This window comes from Leifsonia sp. HAY1-4F (genome assembly GCF_056755275.1).
In genome coordinates, this window is sequence record NZ_JBNDHX010000044.1 from 1 (window position 1) to 21,755 (window position 21,755).

Annotated in this window: 19 protein-coding genes; 10 read left to right on the forward strand and 9 right to left on the reverse strand. The window is 69.3% G+C overall.

Annotated features, from left to right (window positions below):
- The first annotated feature begins 49 nt into the window (after positions 1–49).
- From ACPYOG_RS10150 to ACPYOG_RS10175, 6 genes are all read left to right on the forward strand, one after another.
- On the forward strand, positions 50–1,030 hold the full coding sequence (locus ACPYOG_RS10150) for a carbohydrate ABC transporter permease (protein WP_481294107.1): 981 nt from the start codon (positions 50–52) through the stop codon (positions 1,028–1,030).
- Positions 1,030–1,926 carry a carbohydrate ABC transporter permease gene (locus ACPYOG_RS10155; protein ID WP_481294108.1) on the forward strand — a complete coding sequence of 299 codons (897 nt, stop codon included), beginning with the start codon at positions 1,030–1,032 and terminating at the stop codon, positions 1,924–1,926. Before ACPYOG_RS10150 ends, ACPYOG_RS10155 begins: the two co-directional genes overlap by 1 nt.
- 16 nt (positions 1,927–1,942) lie before the next feature.
- Positions 1,943–4,201, forward strand: a complete 2,259-nt coding sequence (gene yicI, locus ACPYOG_RS10160) for an alpha-xylosidase (RefSeq protein WP_481294109.1) — start codon at positions 1,943–1,945, stop codon at positions 4,199–4,201.
- Between the two features lie 139 nt (positions 4,202–4,340).
- Positions 4,341–5,105 (forward strand): GNAT family N-acetyltransferase, encoded by a 765-nt coding sequence (locus tag ACPYOG_RS10165; protein WP_481294110.1) that lies wholly within the window; start codon positions 4,341–4,343, stop codon positions 5,103–5,105.
- Positions 5,106–5,281: 176 nt separating this feature from the next.
- Entirely contained in the window at positions 5,282–5,863 is a 582-nt protein-coding gene (locus ACPYOG_RS10170) for a cyclodeaminase/cyclohydrolase family protein (RefSeq protein WP_481294111.1), read from the forward strand.
- Positions 5,860–6,777 (forward strand): bifunctional methylenetetrahydrofolate dehydrogenase/methenyltetrahydrofolate cyclohydrolase, encoded by a 918-nt coding sequence (locus tag ACPYOG_RS10175; protein WP_481294112.1) that lies wholly within the window; start codon positions 5,860–5,862, stop codon positions 6,775–6,777. Before ACPYOG_RS10170 ends, ACPYOG_RS10175 begins: the two co-directional genes overlap by 4 nt.
- Before the next feature lie 212 nt (positions 6,778–6,989).
- Here ACPYOG_RS10175 and ACPYOG_RS10180 read toward each other — a convergent pair whose 3' ends face one another.
- The 9 genes from ACPYOG_RS10180 to ACPYOG_RS10220 all read right to left on the reverse strand — a co-directional run bounded on the left by ACPYOG_RS10180 (position 6,990) and on the right by ACPYOG_RS10220 (position 17,337).
- Positions 6,990–7,679: a YoaK family protein gene (locus ACPYOG_RS10180; RefSeq protein ID WP_481294113.1), complete on the reverse strand. Its 690-nt coding sequence runs from the start codon at positions 7,677–7,679 to the stop codon at positions 6,990–6,992.
- Positions 7,676–9,259, reverse strand: a complete 1,584-nt coding sequence (locus ACPYOG_RS10185) for a gamma-glutamyltransferase family protein (RefSeq protein WP_481294114.1) — start codon at positions 9,257–9,259, stop codon at positions 7,676–7,678. The genes ACPYOG_RS10180 and ACPYOG_RS10185 overlap by 4 nt, the downstream gene beginning before the upstream one ends.
- Positions 9,260–9,296: 37 nt before the next feature.
- On the reverse strand, positions 9,297–10,088 hold the full coding sequence (locus tag ACPYOG_RS10190) for an amino acid ABC transporter ATP-binding protein (protein WP_481294115.1): 792 nt from the start codon (positions 10,086–10,088) through the stop codon (positions 9,297–9,299).
- Between the two features lies 1 nt (position 10,089).
- Positions 10,090–10,887, reverse strand: coding sequence for an amino acid ABC transporter permease (locus ACPYOG_RS10195; RefSeq protein WP_481294116.1), 798 nt, complete (start codon positions 10,885–10,887; stop codon positions 10,090–10,092).
- A 2-nt stretch (positions 10,888–10,889) separates the two neighbouring features.
- Positions 10,890–11,753 carry an ABC transporter substrate-binding protein gene (locus ACPYOG_RS10200; RefSeq protein ID WP_481294117.1) on the reverse strand — a complete coding sequence of 288 codons (864 nt, stop codon included), beginning with the start codon at positions 11,751–11,753 and terminating at the stop codon, positions 10,890–10,892.
- 187 nt (positions 11,754–11,940) lie between these two features.
- Positions 11,941–12,570: a TetR/AcrR family transcriptional regulator gene (locus ACPYOG_RS10205; RefSeq protein WP_481294118.1), complete on the reverse strand. Its 630-nt coding sequence runs from the start codon at positions 12,568–12,570 to the stop codon at positions 11,941–11,943.
- Between the two features lie 94 nt (positions 12,571–12,664).
- Positions 12,665–15,292 (reverse strand): right-handed parallel beta-helix repeat-containing protein, encoded by a 2,628-nt coding sequence (locus tag ACPYOG_RS10210; protein ID WP_481294119.1) that lies wholly within the window; start codon positions 15,290–15,292, stop codon positions 12,665–12,667.
- A 148-nt stretch (positions 15,293–15,440) separates the two neighbouring features.
- Positions 15,441–16,190, reverse strand: a complete 750-nt coding sequence (locus ACPYOG_RS10215; protein ID WP_481294120.1) for an SDR family oxidoreductase — start codon at positions 16,188–16,190, stop codon at positions 15,441–15,443.
- Positions 16,191–16,320: 130 nt separating this feature from the next.
- Positions 16,321–17,337, reverse strand: coding sequence for an aldo/keto reductase (locus ACPYOG_RS10220; RefSeq protein WP_481294121.1), 1,017 nt, complete (start codon positions 17,335–17,337; stop codon positions 16,321–16,323).
- A gap of 138 nt (positions 17,338–17,475) precedes the next feature.
- Between ACPYOG_RS10220 and ACPYOG_RS10225 the strand changes: the two genes are divergently transcribed.
- The 4 genes from ACPYOG_RS10225 (at position 17,476) to ACPYOG_RS10240 (ending at position 21,754) form a co-directional block, all read left to right on the forward strand.
- Positions 17,476–18,492: a zinc-dependent alcohol dehydrogenase gene (locus ACPYOG_RS10225; protein WP_481294122.1), complete on the forward strand. Its 1,017-nt coding sequence runs from the start codon at positions 17,476–17,478 to the stop codon at positions 18,490–18,492.
- Positions 18,489–19,250, forward strand: coding sequence for an SDR family oxidoreductase (locus tag ACPYOG_RS10230; protein ID WP_481294123.1), 762 nt, complete (start codon positions 18,489–18,491; stop codon positions 19,248–19,250). Before ACPYOG_RS10225 ends, ACPYOG_RS10230 begins: the two co-directional genes overlap by 4 nt.
- A gap of 187 nt (positions 19,251–19,437) precedes the next feature.
- Positions 19,438–20,811, forward strand: coding sequence for an ABC transporter substrate-binding protein (locus tag ACPYOG_RS10235; protein WP_481294124.1), 1,374 nt, complete (start codon positions 19,438–19,440; stop codon positions 20,809–20,811).
- 1 nt (position 20,812) lies between these two features.
- Entirely contained in the window at positions 20,813–21,754 is a 942-nt protein-coding gene (locus ACPYOG_RS10240; protein WP_481294125.1) for a carbohydrate ABC transporter permease, read from the forward strand.
- Position 21,755 lies beyond the last annotated feature (1 nt).

Here is a 21,755-nt window from a genome sequence, read left to right on the forward strand (position 1 = left end):
GCGGACTCGATGGTGGGGGGAGGGGGACGGGAACAGAAGGAGAGAACGCATGGTCGACGTGAGCGTGCGCACCGCGCGCAGCGGCGGGAAGCAGGCGCGCGGCGGGCGGGGCGCCAGCGAAGCGCTGGTCCCGGGTGGCGGTCACGGGCGGTTCTGGTGGTACCTGCTGCCGGGATTCGTCCTGCTGACGGTGATCGTCCTGGTCCCGCTGGTCTGGAACATCTACCTCAGCTTCACCAGCTACCGCGGCATCCGCCCGCCGAAGTTCATCGGGCTGACCAACTGGACGCGCCTGTTCGCCGACGAGAAGTTCTGGACGTCGTTCGGCAACTCGATCGCGATGATCATCGCGATGGTCGTCATCCCGACCCTCGTAGGCCTCGTCCTCGCGGCCATGCTGTTCGATCTGATCGGCAAGAAGTTCGGCGGGAGGCTGGCGAGCTTCCTCCGCGCAACGTACTACCTGCCGCAGATCCTCCCCGTCGTCATCGCGGCGATCGTGATCGGCTGGATCCTGCGTCCCGACAACGGCGCGCTCAACACAATGCTGCAGTCGGTGGGACTCGGGCAGCTCTCGCACAACTGGCTGGGCAGCCCGGATACGGCGCTCGCATCCATCATGGTCGTGATGGTCTGGGTGCAGCTCGGCTACCCGATCGTCATCTTCATGGCGGCACTCCAGCGGGTCGACCCGGAGCTCTACGAGGCGGCGGAGCTGGATGGCGCCAACTGGTTCCAGCGGTTCCGTTCGATCACGGTGTCCATCATCCGGCCGGAGATCTTCGTCGTCACCCTCACCTGCACCATCGCGGCGCTCAAGGTCTTCGGCCCGGTGTACACCCTGACCCGCGGCGGCCCGGGCACCGCGACCATGGTGCCCAGCGTCTACTCGTACAGCGAGTTCTTCCAGAGCCAGCAGGTGGGCTACGGCGCCACGATCGCGACCGCGCTCACCGTGGTCATCGTCGCCGTCGCCATCCTCTTCATGATCGCCCAGAACCGCGCGGAGCGCAGGGAGAACGAGAACTGATGTCGACAACACTCGACCGCCCGCGCACCGCCGCCCCCGCGGAGGCGCCGCGGAAGCTCAAGCGGCAGAAGCCGCGCAAGACCGCGACCGACTGGATCATCCTGGTCGTCGCGATCGTCATCGGGGTCGCGATCGCGTTCCCGTTCCTGCTCATCCTGCTGAACTCGTTCAAGAGCCCGGCAGACTACAACTCGGGCGGTCCGCTCCAGGTGCCGACGACTTTCTACACGGACGGGATCGTCAACTTCTGGAACCGGGTGAACTTCCCCGAGAAGCTGTGGAACTCGTTCTTCATCTCCGGGACGGTCGCCGTCCTGTCGGTGGTGCTCTCGGTCCTCAACGCCTACGCGCTCGGCATCGGCCGGGTGAAGGCGCGCACGTGGATCATCGTGCTCTTCCTGCTCGCGAACATGCTGCCGCAGGAGGCACTGCTCTATCCGCTGTACAACATGTTCAAGCAGGTCGGCCTGTACGACAACGTGTGGTCGGTCATCATCATCTTCACGGTGATCCAGAGCGCGTTCGGCACCTACCTCCTCTCGAGCGTGTACGGCACCTTCCCGAAGGAGATACTGGAGGCCGCGTCGCTCGACGGCGCCGGCCGCTGGCGCATCCTCTGGCGGGTCGTCGTCCCGATCTCGCGGCCGACGCTCAGCGTGCTGCTCATCTTCTTCTTCATCTGGACGTGGAACGAGTTCCTGATCCCGCTGACCTTCCTGGTGTCCAACGACAACCAGACCGTGCCCGTGGCGATCAGCGTGCTGCAGGGCGACCGCCTGATGGATGTGACCACCACCTCCGCGTCGGCGCTGCTCGGCCTCATCCCCACGCTCATCTTCTTCCTCATCTTCCAGCGCACCCTGACCCGCGGCATCACCGCCGGCGCGGTCAAGTAACCGGAGCATCCCCGACATGAAGTTCACCGATGGTTTCTGGATGCTGCGCGACGGCGTCACGCCGGTCTACGCCCAGGAGGCGTACGACGTGTGCGCCGGCGACGGCACCCTCACGATCACCGCGCCCGGCAAGGTCATCGAGCGCCGCGGCGACACGCTCAACCGTCCGACTCTGACGGTCACCCTCAGCTCGCCGCTGCCCGGCATCGTCGGCGTGCGGATCGACCACTGGCAGGGCGGCCGCGCGGAACGCGGCTTCGACCTCCACGTGGAGGAGGGCCACGCCGAAGTCTCCGTCGACGACGAGGCCGGCGTGCTGACGACCGGCGGGCTGACGGCGACGGTGAAGCGGGGAGCACCCTGGTCGCTGACCTTCTCGGCCGGGGACCGCATCCTCACCTCCAGCGGCTCCAAGTCGCTGGCCTACCTGAGCGTGGCGGGTGACGGCACCTATGTGCACGAGCAGCTGGCCCTCGGCGTGGGCGAACTGGTCTACGGCCTGGGCGAGCGTTTCGGCCCGCTGGTCAAGAACGGCCAGTCGGTCGACATCTGGAACGCGGACGGCGGCACGTCCAGCGAGCAAGCGTACAAGAACGTCCCCTTCTACCTGACGAACCGTGGATACGGCGTGCTGGTCAACCATCCCGGTCACGTCTCGTACGAGATCGGGTCGGAGGCCGTCGAGCGCGTGCAGTTCTCGGTGCCGGGGGAGAGCCTGGAGTACTTCCTGATCTACGGCCCGACGCCGAAGGAGATCCTGGAGCGGTACACCGCCCTCACCGGCCGGCCGGCGTCCGTCCCGGCCTGGTCGTACGGCCTCTGGCTGTCCACCTCCTTCACCACCGCCTACGACGAGGAGACGGTCACCTCGTTCATCGACGGCATGGCCGAGCGCGACCTGCCGCTGTCGGTGTTCCACTTCGACTGCTTCTGGATGCGCGAGTTCAACTGGTGCGACTTCGAGTGGGACCCGCGCACCTTCCCGGACCCGGAGGGGATGCTCGGCCGCCTGCACGACAAGGACCTCCGCGTCTGCGTGTGGCTCAATCCGTACATCGGGCAGCGTTCGCCCCTGTTCGCGGAGGCCGCGGCCGCCGGCTACCTGGTGAAGCGGCCGAACGGCGACGTGTGGCAGTGGGACCTCTGGCAGGCCGGGATGGGCCTGGTCGACTTCACGAACCCTGACGCGACCCGCTGGTACCAGGACAAGCTGCGCACCCTGATCGCGCAGGGCGTCGACTGCTTCAAGACCGACTTCGGGGAGCGCATCCCGCTCGAGGTGGAGTACTTCGACGGCTCCTCGCCGGAGCGCATGCACAACCTCTACACCCAGCTGTACAACGAGGCCGTGTTCCAGGTGCTGCAGGAAGCGAAGGGCGAAGGGGAGGCCGTGCTCTTCGCCCGGTCGGCGACCGCCGGTGGGCAGCAGTTGCCCGTGCACTGGGGCGGGGACAACACCTCCAGCTACGAGTCGATGGCCGAGACCTTGCGCGGCGGGCTCTCGCTCGCGCTGAGCGGCTTCGGCTTCTGGAGCCACGACATCGGCGGGTTCGAAGGCACGCCGGATCCGGGCGTCTTCAAGCGCTGGACCGCGTTCGGGCTCCTCTCCAGCCACTCCCGGCTGCACGGCAGCGACTCGTACCGGGTGCCGTGGGCGTTCGACGAGGAGGCGGTGGAGGTGACCCGCATCTTCACCAAGCTGAAGCTGCGGCTGATGCCGTACCTCTTCGCGGCCGGGCAGGAGGCGCACACGCGGGGGATCCCGGTGATGCGTCCGCTGCAGCTGGAGTTCCCGGGTGACCGCGCCGTCGAGTTCCTCGACCGGCAGTACCTGCTCGGGGCGGACCTTCTGGTTGCGCCCGTGTTTTCGGCCTCAGAAGTGGAGTTCTACCTGCCTTCCGGCACCTGGACCGAGTACTTCTCGGGACGCCAGGCCGAGGGCGGCCGGTGGATGCGCGAGACGCACGGCTTCGACAGTCTCCCCTTGTATGTGCGCGAGGGTGCGGTGCTTCCGTTGGGCGGCCGGGACGACCGGCCGGACTACGACTACCGGGAGGGGCTGACGCTGGTGGCGTATCCGGGGCCGGACGGCGAGCGGACCGTGACGGTGACCACGCCCGACGGTGCGGTGGCGGAGTACACGGTGACGCGCCGTGGAGGCTCGCTCACCGCGAGCGGGCCGGACGCGCATCCCTTCACCCTGCGGGATGCGGCCGGCGGCCGCACCGCGGTGTCGGAGGCGGAGGCGGGAACGGCGACGGCGACGATCGACTGAGCGCCGCGCCTCCCTTTCAGGCCGGCCCGAGTGCGTGTGCGCCGCTTCGTAACGTATGCGGGGGCGCGAGCACCCGCATACGTTCCCAACCGCGGCAGTCGTCGCCGCGGCGCGCGTCGTGACCCGGTAGCGTCGGTACATGGAGCTGCCTGCGCCTTGCGTCCTCGACCGTCTCGCGGATCGGGGCTGGCCGGCCCTGGAGCGCCAGAAGCTGGGGGGATGGACGCTGCGCGCCTCCTCAGGTGTGACGAACCGGGCGAACTCGGTGCTGACGGCGGGACCGGTCGCCGACCTCGGCCGCGCGGTCCGCCGCGCTGAGGACTGGTACGGGTCGCGAGACCTCCCCGCCGTGTTCCAGGTGAGCCTGGCGTCGCCCGCAGCCCTGGCGGACGAGCTGCGCGCCAGGGGCTATCGACCCCACTCGCAGACGGACATCCTCGTCGCGGAGTCGAACATGGTCGCCGCGTTCGATGAGCCACGCGTGGACGGCGATACCCCTGACGGCGTGACGGTCGAGGACGCACCACGCCCCGGCTGGCTCGACACTTGGTGGTCCGTGGACGGCCGCGGCGGCGATGCCGAACGCTCGATCGTGGAGCGCATCCTCCTTGGAGGCCCGGCGCTCTACGCCGCCGACGGCGACGCTGGATCGCCGGCCGCCGTCGCGCGGCTCGCCCTCGTGGGGGAGTGGGGCGGCCTCTTCGCCGTGGCGACCCGCCCGGCCGCGCGTCGCAGCGGCCGTGCGAGACGGCTCGTCCTCGCGCTGACCGCCGCCGCTGAGTCGCGCGGCGTCCGCCGGCTGTGGCTGCAGGTCCTGGCGGAGAACGCCGCCGCCGCCGCGCTGTACCGGTCGCTCGGCTTCGAGCGCGCATCCCACTACTGCTACTGGACGGCACCCTCCTAGCAGACGCGCCCCCCGCCGGCCGGCCTGACTGCGTGAGTGCGCCTCTTTGTAACGTCTGCCGGCGCGCGAGCACCCGTATACGTTCCGAAACACCGCACTCGCACCGCCGGTCCTGGCGGAGAGCGCGCGGAGAACGCCGCGGCGAGCGGCGTCCCGGCATCGGTAGGCTGGACGGGATGAGCGAGAGTCTGTGGGCCATGCCCGTGTCGGAGTTGCTGTCGAGGACCGCGTCATCCGATCCGACGCCCGGCGGCGGGTCGATCTCGGCGATCTCGGGAGGGCTCGGCGTGGGTCTCCTGCGGATGGCCGTCGCCGTGACCGCCGAGGCGTCCCTCGCCCCGCTCGATGCCCTGCTTGCCGCCCTTCAGACGCGGATCGTCCGGGCGGCAGACGCGGATGTGCGCGACTTCGAGGCACTGATGGCCGCCTACCGCCTGCCCCGCGAAGATGATGCGCAGCGGGATGCCCGGAGCGCCGCCATCGACGACGCGTCCGTCGGAGCGACGGAAGGCCCGCTCGCGCTCGTCGGCGCGCTCATCCAGGCGATCGAGCTGTCGCACGACCTCGAGCCGGCGGTGAAACGCGGCGTCGTCAGCGATGTCCTGGCCGGCCGGGACCTGATCGCCGGCTCGGCACGCGCGGCGATCCGCACCGCCGACATCAACCTGGAGCAGCTCGACCGGTCCTCGTCCGCCCAGGCGTCCGAGCTGCAGGAGCGCCGGGACGAACTGGCCCGTCGTCTGGAGGCTGCCGCATGACCGCGACAGTGCTCGATCCGTCGCCCGTCGCGGCCGCCTTCCGCGAGGAGGTCCGCGGCGACGTCGAACGGCTGGCCTCCGAAGGACGCCCGCTGCGGGTGGTCGGCCTGCTCGGTCAGGAGAGCGGCCCCGCGGCGACGTACGCGCGGTTCGCGCGACGCGGCTTCGACGATGTCGGCATCCAGTTCGACCTGAGGCACGTCGCGCCGGAGGAGGTCGAGTCCGCGGTCGCCGCGGCGAACATCGACCCGGAGGTCGACGGGCTGTTCCTCTACTACCCGCTCACCGACCGGGCGGGGGACCGCTGGCTGCGTGAACTGGTCGACCCGCGCAAGGACGTCGAGGGGATGCACTCCTTCTGGAGCCGGCTGCTCTACGAGAACCAGCGGTACATCGACCCGGACCACACCGTCCGCGCCATCCTGCCGTGCACACCGCTCGCGATCCTGAAGCTGCTGGAGCGGGCCGGGATGCGCGGGTCGGGCGGGAGCGCGCCTCTCGCCGGGGTCACTGCCTGCGTGATCAACCGGAGCGAGCTCGTCGGGCGTCCGCTCGCGGCCATGCTGTCCAACGACGGCGCCCTCGTCCACTCGCTCGACCTCGCCGGGTCGGTCACGTTCGAGCCGGCGATCGGCCGCCACACCCACGACGTCCGCGACTCGGGGATCGACCGTGCGGCTGCGCTCGCCTCCGCGGACGTCGTCATCTCCGCCGTGCCCTCACGGGACTTCGAGCTGATCCGCGGCGACGAGATCCGCGAAGGCGCGATCTGCGTCGATGTCGCCGAGTTCACCAACTTCGACGCCTCGGTGATGGAGCGCGCGAGCGTGTTCGTCCCGCGCGTCGGACCGCTCACGATCGCCATGGCCGCGCGGAACCTGGTCCGGCTGGCGGCCAGGGTGAACTCGGGGTGAAGACCGTTTCCGCTTCTTTCGAAGGAGATCGGGTGTCGATCGTCCTTCGAATGACAGTGCTGAGGGAAATTCGAACGTAATCCGTCCGAATCTCCTTCGCTAACGGCGAGTCGACGGCCGGCCGACGGCCACTCGATGGCCAGGCGACGGCCAGTTGACGACGGGCGGACCTCCAGGCGACCGCGAGGCGACCGCCGGCCGACGCCGGGGCGTCAGCGGTCGGCGCGCGCCTCGTGGGCGGCGCGGTGGCCGACGACGGCGGCGCCCGCCGTCACGACGGTGGCCAGGCCCAGCGGCAGCGCGATATGCAGCCGCAGCAGCGCGGCGCCGACCAGGGCGCCGAGCGCGATGAGCGCGACGGCGCCGGCGCGCCTCCGCCAGGGCTGCCCGGAGCCGCCGGCCAGCACCGAGTCCGCGGCGAGACCGGTGATGGTCGAGGTCACGACCACGGTGGTCACATCCTTCACGGCGAGGTGCCGGGCGACCGCCGCCTGGAAGCCCATGGACCCGGCCAGCAGCGTCGTGATGGCGAGCTCCCACGGCTTCGGCGGCACGCCTCCGGCGAGGGCCGTGGCGGTGGTGAGCACGGCCAGTGCAAGTGCGACCGCCGTGAACGACCAGCTGGTCCGGGTGTTCCAGCCGGCGCTCTCCCGCCGGAGGGTCCGGCCGCCGAGGACCGCGCCCGCCATGAACGCCGCCAGGGCGATCGACGGGCCGATCCAGGGCAGGCCGTCGGCGCCCACCAGCGCCATCCCGAGGATGACGACGTTGCCGGTCATGTTGCCGGCGAACACGCGGTCGAGGCCCAGGTAGCCCACAGCGTCCACGATGCCCGTGGAAAAGGTCAGCGCCAGCATGAGCACCAGGGTCAGTTCGCGCTGCCGCACGGTGACATCGGTCATCGTTCCTCCTCGGTCCGAGGGTAGGAGCCTACGCTGGCTGCGCCGTCGGAGCGGGGGTCGCTCCCGGCATCCATCGTGCCGTCCGGTGCGCTCACGATCAGGTTGGCGTGTCCGACGAGCTCGCTGAGCTCCGGGGCGGGGATGAGGTGGAGGCCCGTGTCCTCCAGCGAGCGTCGCGCGTCCTCCCCGATCCCTGGCTCCACGTAGACGTCGGAAGGCCGGTCGCCGTCGCGCTGGGGGCCGACGATGGCGCGGGCGGCGCCGACCGCCTCCTGTGCCGTCGTGCCGGCCATCGAGTTCAGCAGGATCTGCGCGTGGATCTGCGGCTGGCCCTGACCGCCCATGACGGCCGAGACGTAGCGGACCGCAGCTCCGTCCGTCACGATCACCGGCATGAGGGTGTGCAGGGGGCGCTTTCCGGGAGCGAGGGTGTTGGGCGAGGCCGGGTCGAGCGAGAAGCTGGTGCCGCGGTTGTGCAACAGGATGCCCGTCCCCGGCTCCACCACAGCGGCGCCGAACGCGTGGTACACGCTCTGGATGAGCGACACGGACCATCCCGAGGAGTCCGAGGCCGCGATCCCGACCGTGTCGCCGCGCGGCGGGCGGAACCCGTGCGCGACGGGGTCGTTCGCCGGCGCCGGCTCCTCCTCGAACAGCGCGCTCAAGGTGCCCGCCGTGACCCGCGGGTCGGCGAGGAGCTCGTCCCGGACCGCATTGGCGCCGAAGAAGCGCTCCATCATCGTGCCGAACCCGTCGCCGAGGAGGTCGCCGACGCCGTCCCGCTCCAGCTCGTCGAGGACGCGCAGCAGCACGAAGCCGTGCGTGTTCGGCGGGCTGGTGTGGATGTCGAGCCCCCGGAAGCGGCGCGCGAGCGGTTCCACACGCTCCGGGTGGAACAGGATCAGGTCGGCTCGTCCGATCCGCGAGCCGAGAGCCGCGAGCCCCGCGACGAACGCGTCGGTCAGGCTGCCGTCGTAGAGGGCGGACGCGCCCTCGTCGCGCAGGACGCCCAGGGTGGTCGCGAGCGCCGGCTGACGGATGATGTCACCCTCGACGGGCAGGCCGCCGTCGGTCAGGCCGCCGTCGGGCAGGAACACGCTGCGGAATCCGGGGTCGAAGCCGATCACGTCGCGCTCCTCGATGTACGCCGCCGCGAGCGAGCGCGAGACGGAGAACCCGTCGCGTGCCGCCACGACCGCATCCTCGAACAGCTCCGCCCAGGGGCGCTGCGCGCCGAGCCGGTGAAGCGACTCCCAGCCGCGGATCGCGCCGGGGACCGTGACCGTGTCGATGCCGCGATAGGGCAGCGCCTCGCCGTGCGCGTGCCGCAGCGCCGCCGGGTCGACGGCGTACCCGGCCGGGCCGGACGCGTTGACGCAGTGGACGCGGCCGGAGGGATCGCGGACGAGGGCGATCAGATCCCCGCCGATGCTCACGTTGTGCGGGTAGACGACGCTCAGCGTCGCGGCGGCCGCAAGGGCCGCATCCAGAGCGTTGCCCCCGCGTGCGAAGGCGTGCTCGGCCGAACGGGTGGCGGCGGTGTGCGGGGTGGCGACGGCGCCGGTGAGTGGTGCAGGCATGGTTCTTCCTTGTCCGGACGGAGGGGAGAGGGTGCGGTCAGAGGATCTTCGAGAGGAAGGCCTGTGTGCGCGGGTGCTGCGGAGAGGCGAACAGCTGGGCGGGCGGGGCGACCTCGATGATCGCTCCCGCATCCATCACCACGACCCGGTCGGCGACTTCGCGGGCGAAGCCCATCTGGTGGGTGACGACGACCATCGTCATGTGGTCGGCCGCCAGCTCCTTCATCACATCGAGCACCTCGCCGATCATCTCCGGGTCGAGGGCGCTCGTCGGCTCGTCGAAGAGCATCAGCTGGGGCTTCATGGCCAGTGCCCGGGCGATGGCGACCCGCTGCTGCTGGCCGCCGGAGAGCTTGTTCGGCCGGGCATCCGCCTTGTCGGCGAGGCCGACGCGGGCGAGCAGCGCCTCCGCCTGGGCGAGCGCCTCCCGTTTGTCGACGCCCCGGACGCGCACCGGCGCGTGCCAGATGTTCTCGATCGCCGTCATGTGCGGGAACAGGTTGAAGTGCTGGAAGACGAAGCCGATCTCCTGACGCTGGCGCATCAGCGCCGTACGCGAGGCGGGGGATCGTCTGCCGTCGCGGCCGACCCGGTAGCCGACCGGCTGCCCGGCGACGATGAGCTCGCCGTCGTCGATCGTCTCGAGGCCGTTCATCGTGCGCAGCAGTGTCGTCTTGCCGGCGCCGGACGGCCCGACGAGGACGACGACCTCGCCCGGCTGCACCTCCAGCGAGACGCCGCGGAGGATCTCGCGGCCGCCGAGGCTGCGGCAGACGTTGCGTGCCTGGACGATGGGGGAGGCGGCCCGGGGGAATTCGGTGTCGGTCATCTCAAAGCTCCTGCTGGGGGATGGGGACGGGCGTCAGCACCGCGCCGCGGCGGCCGCCGAAGAGGCGCTGCCAGGGCGAGACGGTGGCCTCGATGCCCACACGGGCGTTGAGGCGCTTCTCGATCCCGGCCTGGACGATGGTCCAGATCGTGGTGAGCGCCAGGTAGTAGATGGCGACGACCGCGAAGATCTCGAACGTGCGGAAGGTGGCGGCGCTGATGCTCTGCGACACCAGGAACATCTCCGAGACGCCGATGACGCTGAGGATGGACGTGCTCTTCATCAGCCCGTTGAACGAGTTCCCGAGGGGCGGCACCATCAGGCGGAGGGCCTGCGGGAGGATGATCCACCGCATGGCGGACGCCCCGGACATCCCGAGCGCCTCCGCCGCCTCGCTCTGCCCGATCGGGACGGAGTCGAGGCCGGCGCGGATGATCTCCGAGATGTAGGCGCTCTCGTTGATGATCAGTCCGACGATCGCCGCCTGCACCGCGGCCTTGACGAGCAGGCCCGCCAGGTCGACATCCTCGAAGCGGAACAGCCCGGCGGCAGCGAACCCCGTGTAGATCAGGACCAGCTGCACCAGGAGCGGCGTGCCGCGGATGAGCCAGATGTAGAAGCTGGCGACGATCCGCAGCGGCGCGAGCCGCGCGCGGCGCATGAGGGCGACGACGAGGCCGACGATCAGCGCCCCGGCCATGGCCAGCACCGAGATCACGATCGTGAGGACCAAGCCCTGCAGGAACGGCGTCCCCGGCGTCAGAAGGTTCTTCCAGAAGAAGCCCCAGTCGAAGTTCACCGTCAGCCCTTCTTCGTGTATGCGAGCTTCGACTGTCCCCAGTGGTCGAGGATCGTGGTGTACTCGCCGGAGGAGACCAGGTCGTCGAAGGCCTTCTGGACCGCGGTGTGCAGCGCGCTGTCGCCCTTCACCGTCGCGGCTCCGATGTCGACGGGGGAGGTCGGCTGGCCGACGAACTGGATCCCGGTCGTGCCCTGCTTCTGGTAGTAGCCGATCAGCTCGGCCGCATCCATGTACGCGTCGATCTGGCCGCTGACGAGCTGCTGGAAGCCGACCGTCGCCTGGTTGTTGGTGCTGATGTCGAGCGCCTTCTTGCCGGCTCCCGTGCACGTGGTCGACTGGGCCTCCGCGAGCGACTGGGCGGTCGTGCCGACGGTGACCATCACCTTCTTGCCGCAGAGGCTGTCGTCGAGCCCGGTCACGCCGTTCTTCGAGCCCTTCTTGACCGCGACGCCCGTGGCCGAGGTCAGATACGGGACGAAGTCCACGACCTTCTCGCGAGCCGGCTTGATGTAGAGGGAGGCCATGATGACGTCGCACTGCTTGGCCTGCAGGCTCGGGATGAGGGCGGCGAAGTCCACGGTGACGAAGTCGGGCTTCAGCCCGACCTTGCCGGCGATCGCCTTGGCGAGGTCGATCTCGCTTCCGACCAGGTTGCCGCTGGCGTCCGTGGAGATGTTGGGCGGCGACCCGAGGTTCGTCGTGCAGACGGACAGGGTGCCCGCCGTGCGGATGGATGGCGGCGCGACTGTGGCGACCGGCTTGCTGCTGCTCTCGCTCGGGCTTGCGGCTGCCGAGCAGCCGACGAGGGCGAGGGCTGCTGCGGTGACGACTGCTGCGGCGCTGATGCGTGTGCGTGTGTGCATGGGATCTCCGTCGATGCTCGATGCTCCACGGCTCGGGATGAGCCGTCGAGCAGACTATCAAGTGATAGGTGCGTTGTCTATCAATTGATAGAACGCCGATGTTGCCGCGCTGTTTCGGCCGCATGTCCGGGCCGAGAAGACTTCCTCACGCCCCACCCCCGACCTCGACATTCGTGACGAATGGCGCCTAGCCGGAGTGACGCAGACGGGCCTCGGTGGCGAGGCGCACCTCCGAGAGCCGGCCGGGATCGGCGAGCACCGCGCGCAGGACGAAGTCGGACAGCTGCAGGGGCCGCTCCGAGACCGGCGCCGACGCGCTCGTCTCGCGCTCGCGCATCCCCTCGAACTGGAGGCCGGTGATGGCGCGCTGCACGAACTCGGGGTCGACGAGCCGGAACTCGCCGGCTCCGATCCCTGCGCTGACGAAGTCCCGGGTCACCTGGTGGAATCGCTCGATCTCCCTGCGCTGCTCCGCGAACTCCGGCTCGGTGAAGATCGCGTCGCTGTAGTATCCGCGTGCGTCGTACGGAAGCGTCAGGTAGTCGCGTGAGCTCGCGGTGAGAAAGTAGTGGAAGCGCTCGGCCCACGACGCGTCCAGCCGCCGCGCCTCCTGGAGGCGGTCCATCGTCTGCTGGAGGTCCGCATCCACCAGCTCGGCCAGGATCTGATGCTTGGCGGAGAAGTGGTAGAACAGTGACGGCTGCCGGATGCCGACCGCGTCGGCGATGTCCCGCGTGGTGGTGCCGTAGTAGCCGCGCTGGCCGAACAGGCGTGCCGCGTGCAGCAGGATCTGCTGCCGCGTCCCGCCGTCCGTCATACCGCTACTCTATCCAGCGCCTGCGCCGGCGCACGCGCCCGCCGCAGCGCCTGACGAGGGCGGCAGGCTTCCGCCCGCCGCCCTCGTCAGCCGGTCACTGAGCGGAGCGGATCGACACCGAGTCGAACTGGTTGATCGCCGACTGCGTGGCGTCGTGCGAGGTCGAGAAGATGCCCGCATCCTGCGTCGCTGCCGCGGACGGCAGGGTGACCGCGGCGCCGATGGGCACGTAGTTGATGCCGTCGTACGAGTACGACCCCGTGTACGTGGTGCCCGAGCGGGTGAGTTGCACCCAGATGGGGCGGAACACATCCACCGAGGCCTGCGCCTGCGTGTCGATGTAGCCGTCGCCGTTCGAATCCCAGGCGAAGACGACTCCGTTCCTCGCCGTCACCGCGACCACCGCGTACCCTGTCGAGGATCCGGCCTGGGTGATGTCGTTGCGGACCATCACCCCGGACTTCGCCCAGGCGTTGGCGTCGTTGACCGACACCACGCGCGCCGAGACGCTCGCGGTCGGCCCGAAGGAGCCCGCTCGGTAGATCGCGCCGTACTGGTCGTCGTGCTGACCGCCCGCGCCCCAGACATCCGCACCGGCTGCGGCGATCCCGAAGGCGCCCCCGGCCTGGCCGAACACCGACGTAGCCGCCGAGGCGCCCGCCGTCCGGAAGCCGTCCGTCACCGGAGCGGGCACAGGGCAGGCGCTGAAGCCGAACTGGTTGGCGTTCAGCGACGTCCGGTACTGGGGTGCCACCCCGGATGCGCAGATCACGTCGAGGGCGGCGGCCGGCCAGGCCGTCCCGGTCACCTTGACGTTGTTGGTCAGCGTGTTGTTGTGGGCGGTCGCGTTCGGCGCCGAGATGCCGCCGGAGTTGTACCAGTTGTTCTGGATGACGTTGTCGCTGGTGTTGTTGCGCAGGCTGTAGGCGTTGGTGAACACGAACGACCCGCCCTGGACGACGTTGTTCTCGTACGTCATCGAGCGCGATCCCTCATCGAGGTAGAGCCCGACCCCGGAGATGTTGAACAGGTAGTTCTTGTCCACGACCGTCCCCGGGCTGGCCGACAGGTTGTAGACCGAGCCGCCGTCGGCGAACCGGGCCTTCGTGTTGTGGACGAGGTTGCCTTCGACCCGGTTGTCCTTGAGCGTGGTCGGCGTCGTGTAGAGCGGGTTCCAGTTGTAGTACCCGCGGTCCACGTAGTCGTTCGAGCCGCCGGCGTCGTTGATGCCCCAGCCGTAGCCGGTGTCGATGCCGTCGTACGGGACGTTCGCGACCTCGTTGTGGAGGATCTGCGCTCGCGTCACGTAGGTGCTCAGGATGCCGCTGTTGTCCTTGTAGTCCACAGCGACGCGGTCGATCGTGTTGTCCTGGATGGTGATGTCCTGGTTGGTCATCCGCGGGTCGCTCGGGTGGTGCGCATCCGGCAGCACTCCGCCGACCGCGACACCGTGGCCGCTGTCCTCGAGGAATGTGTTGCCGACGACCTGGATGCCGCTCGCCCCGTAGCCGACGCCCGTCAGCATGGCGTTGGCGTCGTTCCCGATGCCGAGCGCCGAGGAGCCGAGGTTGGTGAACGTGTTCCCCGTGAACGAGATACGGCTGGCGGCCGAGACCTGGACGGCCGCGGGCTCCTGGTACCAGCTGGTGCGGGCCCGTTCGAACATCTCGCAGCCGCGGGCGCAGCTGGTGAACGCGTCCGCCGGACGGTAGTCGTACGTCCCCTTGATGAAGAGGCCGTTCTGCTGGTCGGCGTAGCCGTCGGTGGACGGGCCGAGCCAGGAGGTGCCGGAGAACTGGATGCCCTCGAACGACAGTCCGCTGACCGGCTGGTCGTAGCTGCCGCCGATGCTGATGAGCGACTGCAGGTGGGGCAACTCGATGTCGAGCTTGTTGGGATCCACGCCGTCCGCCGGCTTGTAGTACAGCTTTCCGCCGCGCGGGTCGATGTACCACTGGCTCGTCTGCGTCAGGAACGCCAGCGAGTTGTCCAGGTACCAGCTGGGTCCCGCCAGGAACGACTTCTGGACGGTGTCCCATCCCCAGGTGTTGTTGTCCCACGCCGGCTGCGCCATCGTGATCGCAGTCGGGCTGATGCTCTCCACGGGCGAGTACCGGTTGGTGAAGTCGCCGAGCGACTCGAACTCGATACGCCCCTGGTCGGGCAGCCCGGCGAGGTAGCCGAGGGCGGGGTTGTTGATCGTCAGCCCCGTGGCGGTCGGCGTCACATCGGAGTTGGCGAGCCGGAGGGATGCCCGCGGCGCGATCACTCCGTCGACGTACAGCTGGCGCGTGTCGAGCCCTGCGGGCGTGTCCGCCTGCCAGATGCCGGTCCCCGCGTCGGACTTCGACCATCCCGTGACTGCGGAGGCGCCCGTGATCACCGGATGCGCTCCCGGCGCGGCCGCCCAGTGGACGGTGCTGTCGGATCCGCCGCCGTCTGACGCGTCGAAGCTCAGCGGCTTCGAGAGGCGATAGGTCCCGTCCGCGAGCTGGACGGTCACGTCGCCGTGCTTGATGGAGGGACGCAGGACGTGCTGCGCCCGTTCCAGGGAGCAGGGCTGGGACTGACTGCAGTGCCCCGAGTCCTTCCCGTCCGGTGCCGCGTAGAAGATCGTCGCCGGATCGGCCTGCGCCTTGAGGGGGATCAGCACGGAGACGATGACCGCGCCGGCGCCGAGGAGCGCGAGCACCGCCTGCCTGCGTCCTTTCCGCCCGGTCATCGAACGTCGCGAGTCTGACGTCAATGTCATGTTGGATCGCTTCCTGTGATGGGCGGCCCCGATGCCGCCGCCTCCAGACTTATCATACGTATGATGTTTGCTGCAAGAGACGTGTGATGTTTGGAAAAGTGGGTAACCCATCCACTCGTTACGCCGGGCGAGCGCTGAGCCACTCCTCGAAGGTCTGCCGGCCGAGCTGGGCACCGGCGCCGGGGAGGAGTGTGCCGTCGCGCATCGACGTGCCCCAGGCGCCGGGAAAGGGAACCTGCAGGACAGGACTCGACGCGCCCGTCGCGCGGAGGTACCGCCTCACCAGGTCGGCCATGTTCTCTTCCCGAGGCCCGGCCAGATCGGTCGCGAGACCGCGCGGGTCCCCGGAGGCGATCGCCACGAGCTCGCGCGCGACTTCTGCGGCGGCGATCGGTTGGGATCGCATGGTGGGAACGAGCTGGAGGGGTCCGACTTTTCCGCGGTGGACCAGCTGCTGAGCGAACTCGTGGAACTGGGCGGCACGCAGGACGGACCAGTCGCGGGCGCTGCCGGAGAGGAGCAGCTCCTCTTGGAGCGCCTTGCCCGCGTAATAGGCGGCGGGGACCTCGGCGGCGCCGATGATCGAGAGCGCGATGTGATGACGGACCCCGGCCGTACGTTCCGCTTCGCGCAGGTTGCGGGTGACCGTGCCGAAGAAACGCTTGGACTTCTGTGCCGACATGGTGTTCGTGGAAGACACGTCGATCACCGCGTCAGCACCCGCGAGGGCAGCGGCGAGGCCCGTCCCCGTCATGAGGTCGATACCGGTGGAGCGGGACAGCACCACGGTTTCATGACCGGCGCCACCGGCCGCGTCGACGACATGCTTTCCGACGGCGCCGGTTCCCCCGGCGACAGCGATCTTCATTCGAAGGACTCCTTTCGAGATGTTCCGAGGTGGGCCAAGCCCGGCGTGCGTCCGCTCCCGGTCCCACGGCACAACCGTACGTCCCCGGAGGTGCGAGATGTCGAGAAGGCGGTGCGGAAGCGACCGGTGGTCACCCGGTCGCGACGCGCGCCGGGTCGACAGCGAGCCCGGCGGCATCCAGGTCCTCCCACAGCGCCTCCGGGATCTCTGCCCGGTAGCGCGCCACCGTGCTGTGCACGTGGTCGGAGGTCCGCATCCCCGTCACGACCGAGACGACAGCCGGGTGCCTCAGGGGGTACTGGATGGCCGCAGCCGGGAGGCTGACTCCGTGCCGCGCGCAGATCTCGGCGATCGCGACCGCCCGGTCGACGACCTCCGCGGGCGCCGTGCCGTAGTCGAAGTGGGCCGACCGGTCCACTCTCTCGCTGCTCAGCAGCCCCGAGTTGTACACGGCAGCAGCGACGATGCCGACGCCGCGCTGCTGCGCGAGGGGCAGCAGCTCCCCGAGGGCGGACTGGTCGAGCAGGCTGAAGCGGCCGGCGACCATCATCACATCGACGTCGGTGCGGCGGATGAACTCCGTGAGCATCGCGGACTGGTTCATCCCCGCTCCGATCGCTCCCACCACGCCTTGCTCGCGGAGCTCGACGAGGGCCGCGACACCGGTCGTGGAGGCGGCCTCCCAGTGCTCGTCCGGATCGTGGAGGTAGGCGATGTCGAGGTGGTCGGTGCCGATCCGGGCGAGGGACGCCTCCACCGAGCGCAGGATCCCGTCCCGGCTGAAGTCCCAGACCCGGCGGGTCGTGGCGGGAACGACGAAACCGTCGTCGTCCCGCTGGTCGGCGGTCTCCGGGCTGTCGACGAGGAGGCGCCCGACTTTGGAGGAGACGACGATGGATTCGCGTGGAGCGGACTCCAGAGACCGGCCGAGTCGTCGCTCCGACAGTCCGAGGCCGTAGTGCGGCGCCGTATCGAAGTAGCGGAGCCCGTCGTCCAGGGCCGCGGTCACGGCCTGGCGCGAGGCGTCGTCCGTCGTCTCCCGGAACAGATTGCCGAGCTGGGCCGCGCCGAAGCCGAGCTCGGTGAGCCGGTGGCCGGTCCGCAGCTTTCGGGTCGGCAGGGGCGGGGTGAGCGCATCCGAGTCCATGACCGTAGCTTAGTGCGTACAGCATACGTATGATGTTTGGATACTGTGGGACGACAGGGGCGCATGCGCGCCAGGACGACGTCATCATGACGTCACGACCAAGTCACGACGAAGTCACGAGGAAAGGAGCACCCGGCGATGCTGGCGGCGAACTATGTAGGGGACCGGACCATCACGATCGAGGAACGGGAGCCCGAGCCGCTCCGGCCCGGCGAGGCGCGCATCGCGGTCGCCTATGTCGGCATCTGCGGCACCGACCTCCACATCTTCCACGGCGACATGGATGCGCGCGTCGCGCGGCCGGCGACCATCGGCCACGAGATGTCGGGCACGATCGTCGAGCTGGCCCCCGACGTGGAGGGCTGGTCGGTGGGGGATGCGGTGACGGTCATGCCGCTGGCGTGGGACGGCACCTGCCCGGCGTGCCTCGCAGGCAACGAGCACATCTGCCAGAACCTCGACTTCATCGGGATCGACAGCCCGGGTGCCCTGCAGGAGCACTGGAACGTTCCCGCCTCCACCCTGGTCCGCCTGCCCGTGGGGGTGTCGCTGCGGGATGCGGCGCTCGTCGAGCCCGTCGCGGTGGCCGTGCACGACGTACGACGCTCGGAGCTCGGGCCGGGCGACCGGGCGGTGGTCATCGGCGCGGGCCCCATCGGCGTGCTCATCGCGACAGTCGCCACGGCCTTCGGGGCCGAGGTCGTCATCGCGGAGATCGACGCGAACCGCCGCGCGGCCGCGGAAGAGATGGGCCTGCGGACGCTCGACCCGTCGGCGGTCGACCAGGTCGCCTGGGTCGAGGAGTGGACGGGTGGCGCCGGTGCGGACGTCGTGTTCGAGGTCTCCGGCTCTGCGGCCGCTGTGCTCGGTGCGACGTCGCTCGCCAAGGTGCGCGGCACGCTCGTCGTGGTCGCCATCCACTCGCAGCCGCGTCCGCTGGATCTGCACCGGCTGTTCTGGCGCGAGTTGCGCATCCTCGGGGCGCGCGTCTACGAGCGGCGGGACTTCGAGCGCGCGGTCGAGCTGGTGGCCGAGGGCGCCATCCCGGCGGACAGGCTGATCACGCGCGTCGTCCCGCTCGCCGAGACGGCCTCCGCCTTCGAGGCGCTCGAGGAAGGCCGGGCGATGAAGCTGCTGGTCGAGGTGGGGCGATGAACCCGTTCGACCTGACCGGGCGGCTGGCGGTGGTGACCGGCGCGAAGCGGGGGATCGGCTTCGCCATCGCCGAGGCGCTCGCCGCGGCGGGCGCCGACATCGTCGGCGTCTCGGCCACGCTCGACCCGGAGTCCTCGGCGATCGGCGACCGGGTCCGTGAGCTCGGGCGGAGCTTCGAGGGCCACCGCGTCGACTTCGCGGATCGCCGCCAGGTGGCCGGGCTGGGCTCCCGGTTGGCGGGCGGGGAGCGGCCGCTCGACATCCTGGTCAACAACGCGGGCACCATCCGCCGGGCGCCGGCCGTACGGCATCCCCTCGAGTGGTTCGACGAGGTGCTCGAAGTGGACCTGACCAGCGGCTTCGTGCTCAGCCAGGCGCTGGGGACGCGCATGCTGGAACAGGGGCACGGCCGCGTGATCTTCACCGCCTCCCTGCTCTCGTTCCAGGGAGGCATCAACGTTCCGGGATACGCAGCCGCCAAGTCGGGTGTCGCCGGGCTGGTGCGCGCCCTGTCGAACGAGTGGGCGGGCGCCGGCGTGACGGTGAACGGCATCGCGCCGGGCTACATCGCGACGGACAACACTCAGGCGCTGCAGGACGACCCGGAGCGCTCGCGCTCGATCCTCGACCGGATCCCGGCGGGCCGCTGGGGCACGGCGGAGGACCTCGGGGGCGCGGCCGTCTTCCTCGCTTCAGACGCCGCGCGCTACGTCACCGGCGCCATCCTCCCCGTCGACGGGGGCTGGCTCGGTCGCTGAGGCCCCACCTGCTCACGATTCGTCACGAATGTGCCGTTTTGGCTGGTCTGAGTGCACATTCGTGACGAATGTGCGGCACCTGCTGAGGCGAGTTCTTGGCAAACATCATACGTATGCTCTATAGTCGGAAACACGCCTCGGCCCCACGCCGCAGTCGTCAACGAAGTCGACAAGACAAGGACATCTCATGGTCGGAATCCACACAGTGGTGCGTTCACGCCGCCGGTCGGCGCTGACCGTCGCCGCACTCGGCGCCGCGACGGCGCTCCTGGCTCTCACCGGTTGCAGCACCGGTGGGAGCACGACGAACGGGTCATACGGCTTTCCCGAAGCCAGCCAGGACGCCTCCTCGACGATCACCGTCTGGGTGGATGCGGACCGCCAGGCCGCCGCGAAGGCATTCGAGAAGGCCAACCCGAACACCAAGGTCAAGGTCGTCACCTACGACGGGTCGGCCAACGGCTCCAACTCGTTCCGCACGAAGATGCAGCTGTTCGACCGCGCAGGGAGCGGCTGGCCGGACGTCGTCTTCTCCAGCCAGAACAACGACGCATCATGGGCGAGCCAGAAGACCAACGGCAAGCAGGCATTCGCCGCCGTGCTCGACAAGGGCCTCGTGCCCAAGGCGACGCTCGATGACTTCACCCCGGGCTCCCTCAACCCGTGCACGGTGAACGGCCAGGTGTACTGCCTCCGCAACGACCTCGCCCAGACCGTGCTCTGGTACAACAAATCCCTGATGGACCAGTTCGGCTACACCCTGCCGACCACCTGGGAGGACTACCAGGCTCTGGGCCAGAAGCTCGCCACCGAGCACCCCGGCTACATCGTCGGCGCCGCCGGCGACGCCTTCGCCCCGGAGATCTACATGTGGGCCGGCAAGTGCCAGGCGAACGGCGTCACCGGTCCGAAGTCGGTCACCGTCAAGACGGACACGACGGAGTGCAAGCGCGTCGCCTCGATGCTCGACACCCTGCGCGGTGACGGCACGCTTCCCGCGATCAGCGTCTTCACCCCGGAGTTCGTCAAGAACTACACCGGCAAGGTGCTGATGATGCCCGGTCCCTCCTGGTACGCCGGCGCCATCTTCAACAACAAGCAGTCGCTCAACGTGCCGGCCGGCCAGCTCGGCGTCGCCGCTCCGCTGAAGTGGAAGGACGACAGCAAGGGCTACGCCGGAAACGTCGGCGGCGGTACCTGGTTCATCTCCAGTCACTCCAAGAACCTGAAGGCCGCGGAGAAGTTCACCGCGTTCGTGACGACAGCGGACGACTACCAGGTGGATGCCGCTCCCGGCTACCCGGCCTACGCGCCGGCGGCCACGAAGTGGATCGCCAAGCAGGAGTCGAGCAAGTACTTCGCCACCTCCCTCGCACCGGTCGTCAGCGCGGCGTCCGAGGTCTGGGACGGCTGGGGCTACCCGATCTTCAGCCAGGAGGCGGTCTGGGCCAAGACGATGACCCCGGCCATCACGGGCGGGAAGTCGATCGTGAGCCTGCTCCCCACCTGGCGGGACGCCATCGCGAACCAGGCCAAGGTCGACGGATACACGGTGAACTGACATGACCCTCGCTCCACCGAGCGAACAGCTGGCCGCCGGCGCTGCAGAGCGCCGGCGGTCGGTCCGCCGAAGCGGCCGGGCACCCGGCCGCACTCCGATCGGCTACGTGTTCGTCTCCCTCTACGCCCTGCTCGCCATCGCCTTCGGCATCGTTCCGGCGCTGTACGCGGTGCTGCTGGCCTTCACCAACGCCGACGGCGGATTCGCCGGCGTGGACAACTTCGTCAAGGTGGTCACCGACTTCCGGTTCTGGCCCGCCGTGCTCCACGTCACCGTGTACCTGGTGATCTGGCTGATCGCACTGGTGCTGTTCGTGGTCCTGCTCGCGCTGATCGTCCACGCGCTCCGCGTGCGATGGGCGAGCACGACGTTCCGCTTCATCTACTACCTGCCGGGTGCGCTCGCCGGCGCCTCCAGTGTCCTGCTCTGGCTCTTCGTGCTCGACCCGACCGCCAGCCCCGTCAGCGGGCTGCTGCGGCTGATGGGGATGCACAGCTTCGTCCAGGTGATCCAGCCGGGAAATCTGCCCGCGATCTTCGCGATCATCGCCTTCTGGACCGGCGCCGGCGGCTGGATCGTCATCATGTACGGAGCCCTGAACAACATCAGCACCGACGTGATCGAGGCGGCACGCATCGACGGCGCGAACGCGGTGCAGATCGCGCTGCGCATCCAGCTGCCGATGCTCCGCAAGTGGATCGCGTACATGGGCGTGATGTCGCTGGCGGCCGGGACCCAGCTGTTCGTCGAACCGCAGCTCCTCAGCCAGGCGAGCAACGCCGTCGTGCCCAACGACTATTCGCTGAACCAGCTCGCCTACCAGTACGCCTTCCAGCAGAACGACTTCAACGGAGCGGCCGCGATCTCGCTCCTGCTGCTGATCGTCGCACTTCTGCTCTCCTGGGTCTTCGTCACCCGCGGCGGACTCTTCGAAAGGGAATGAC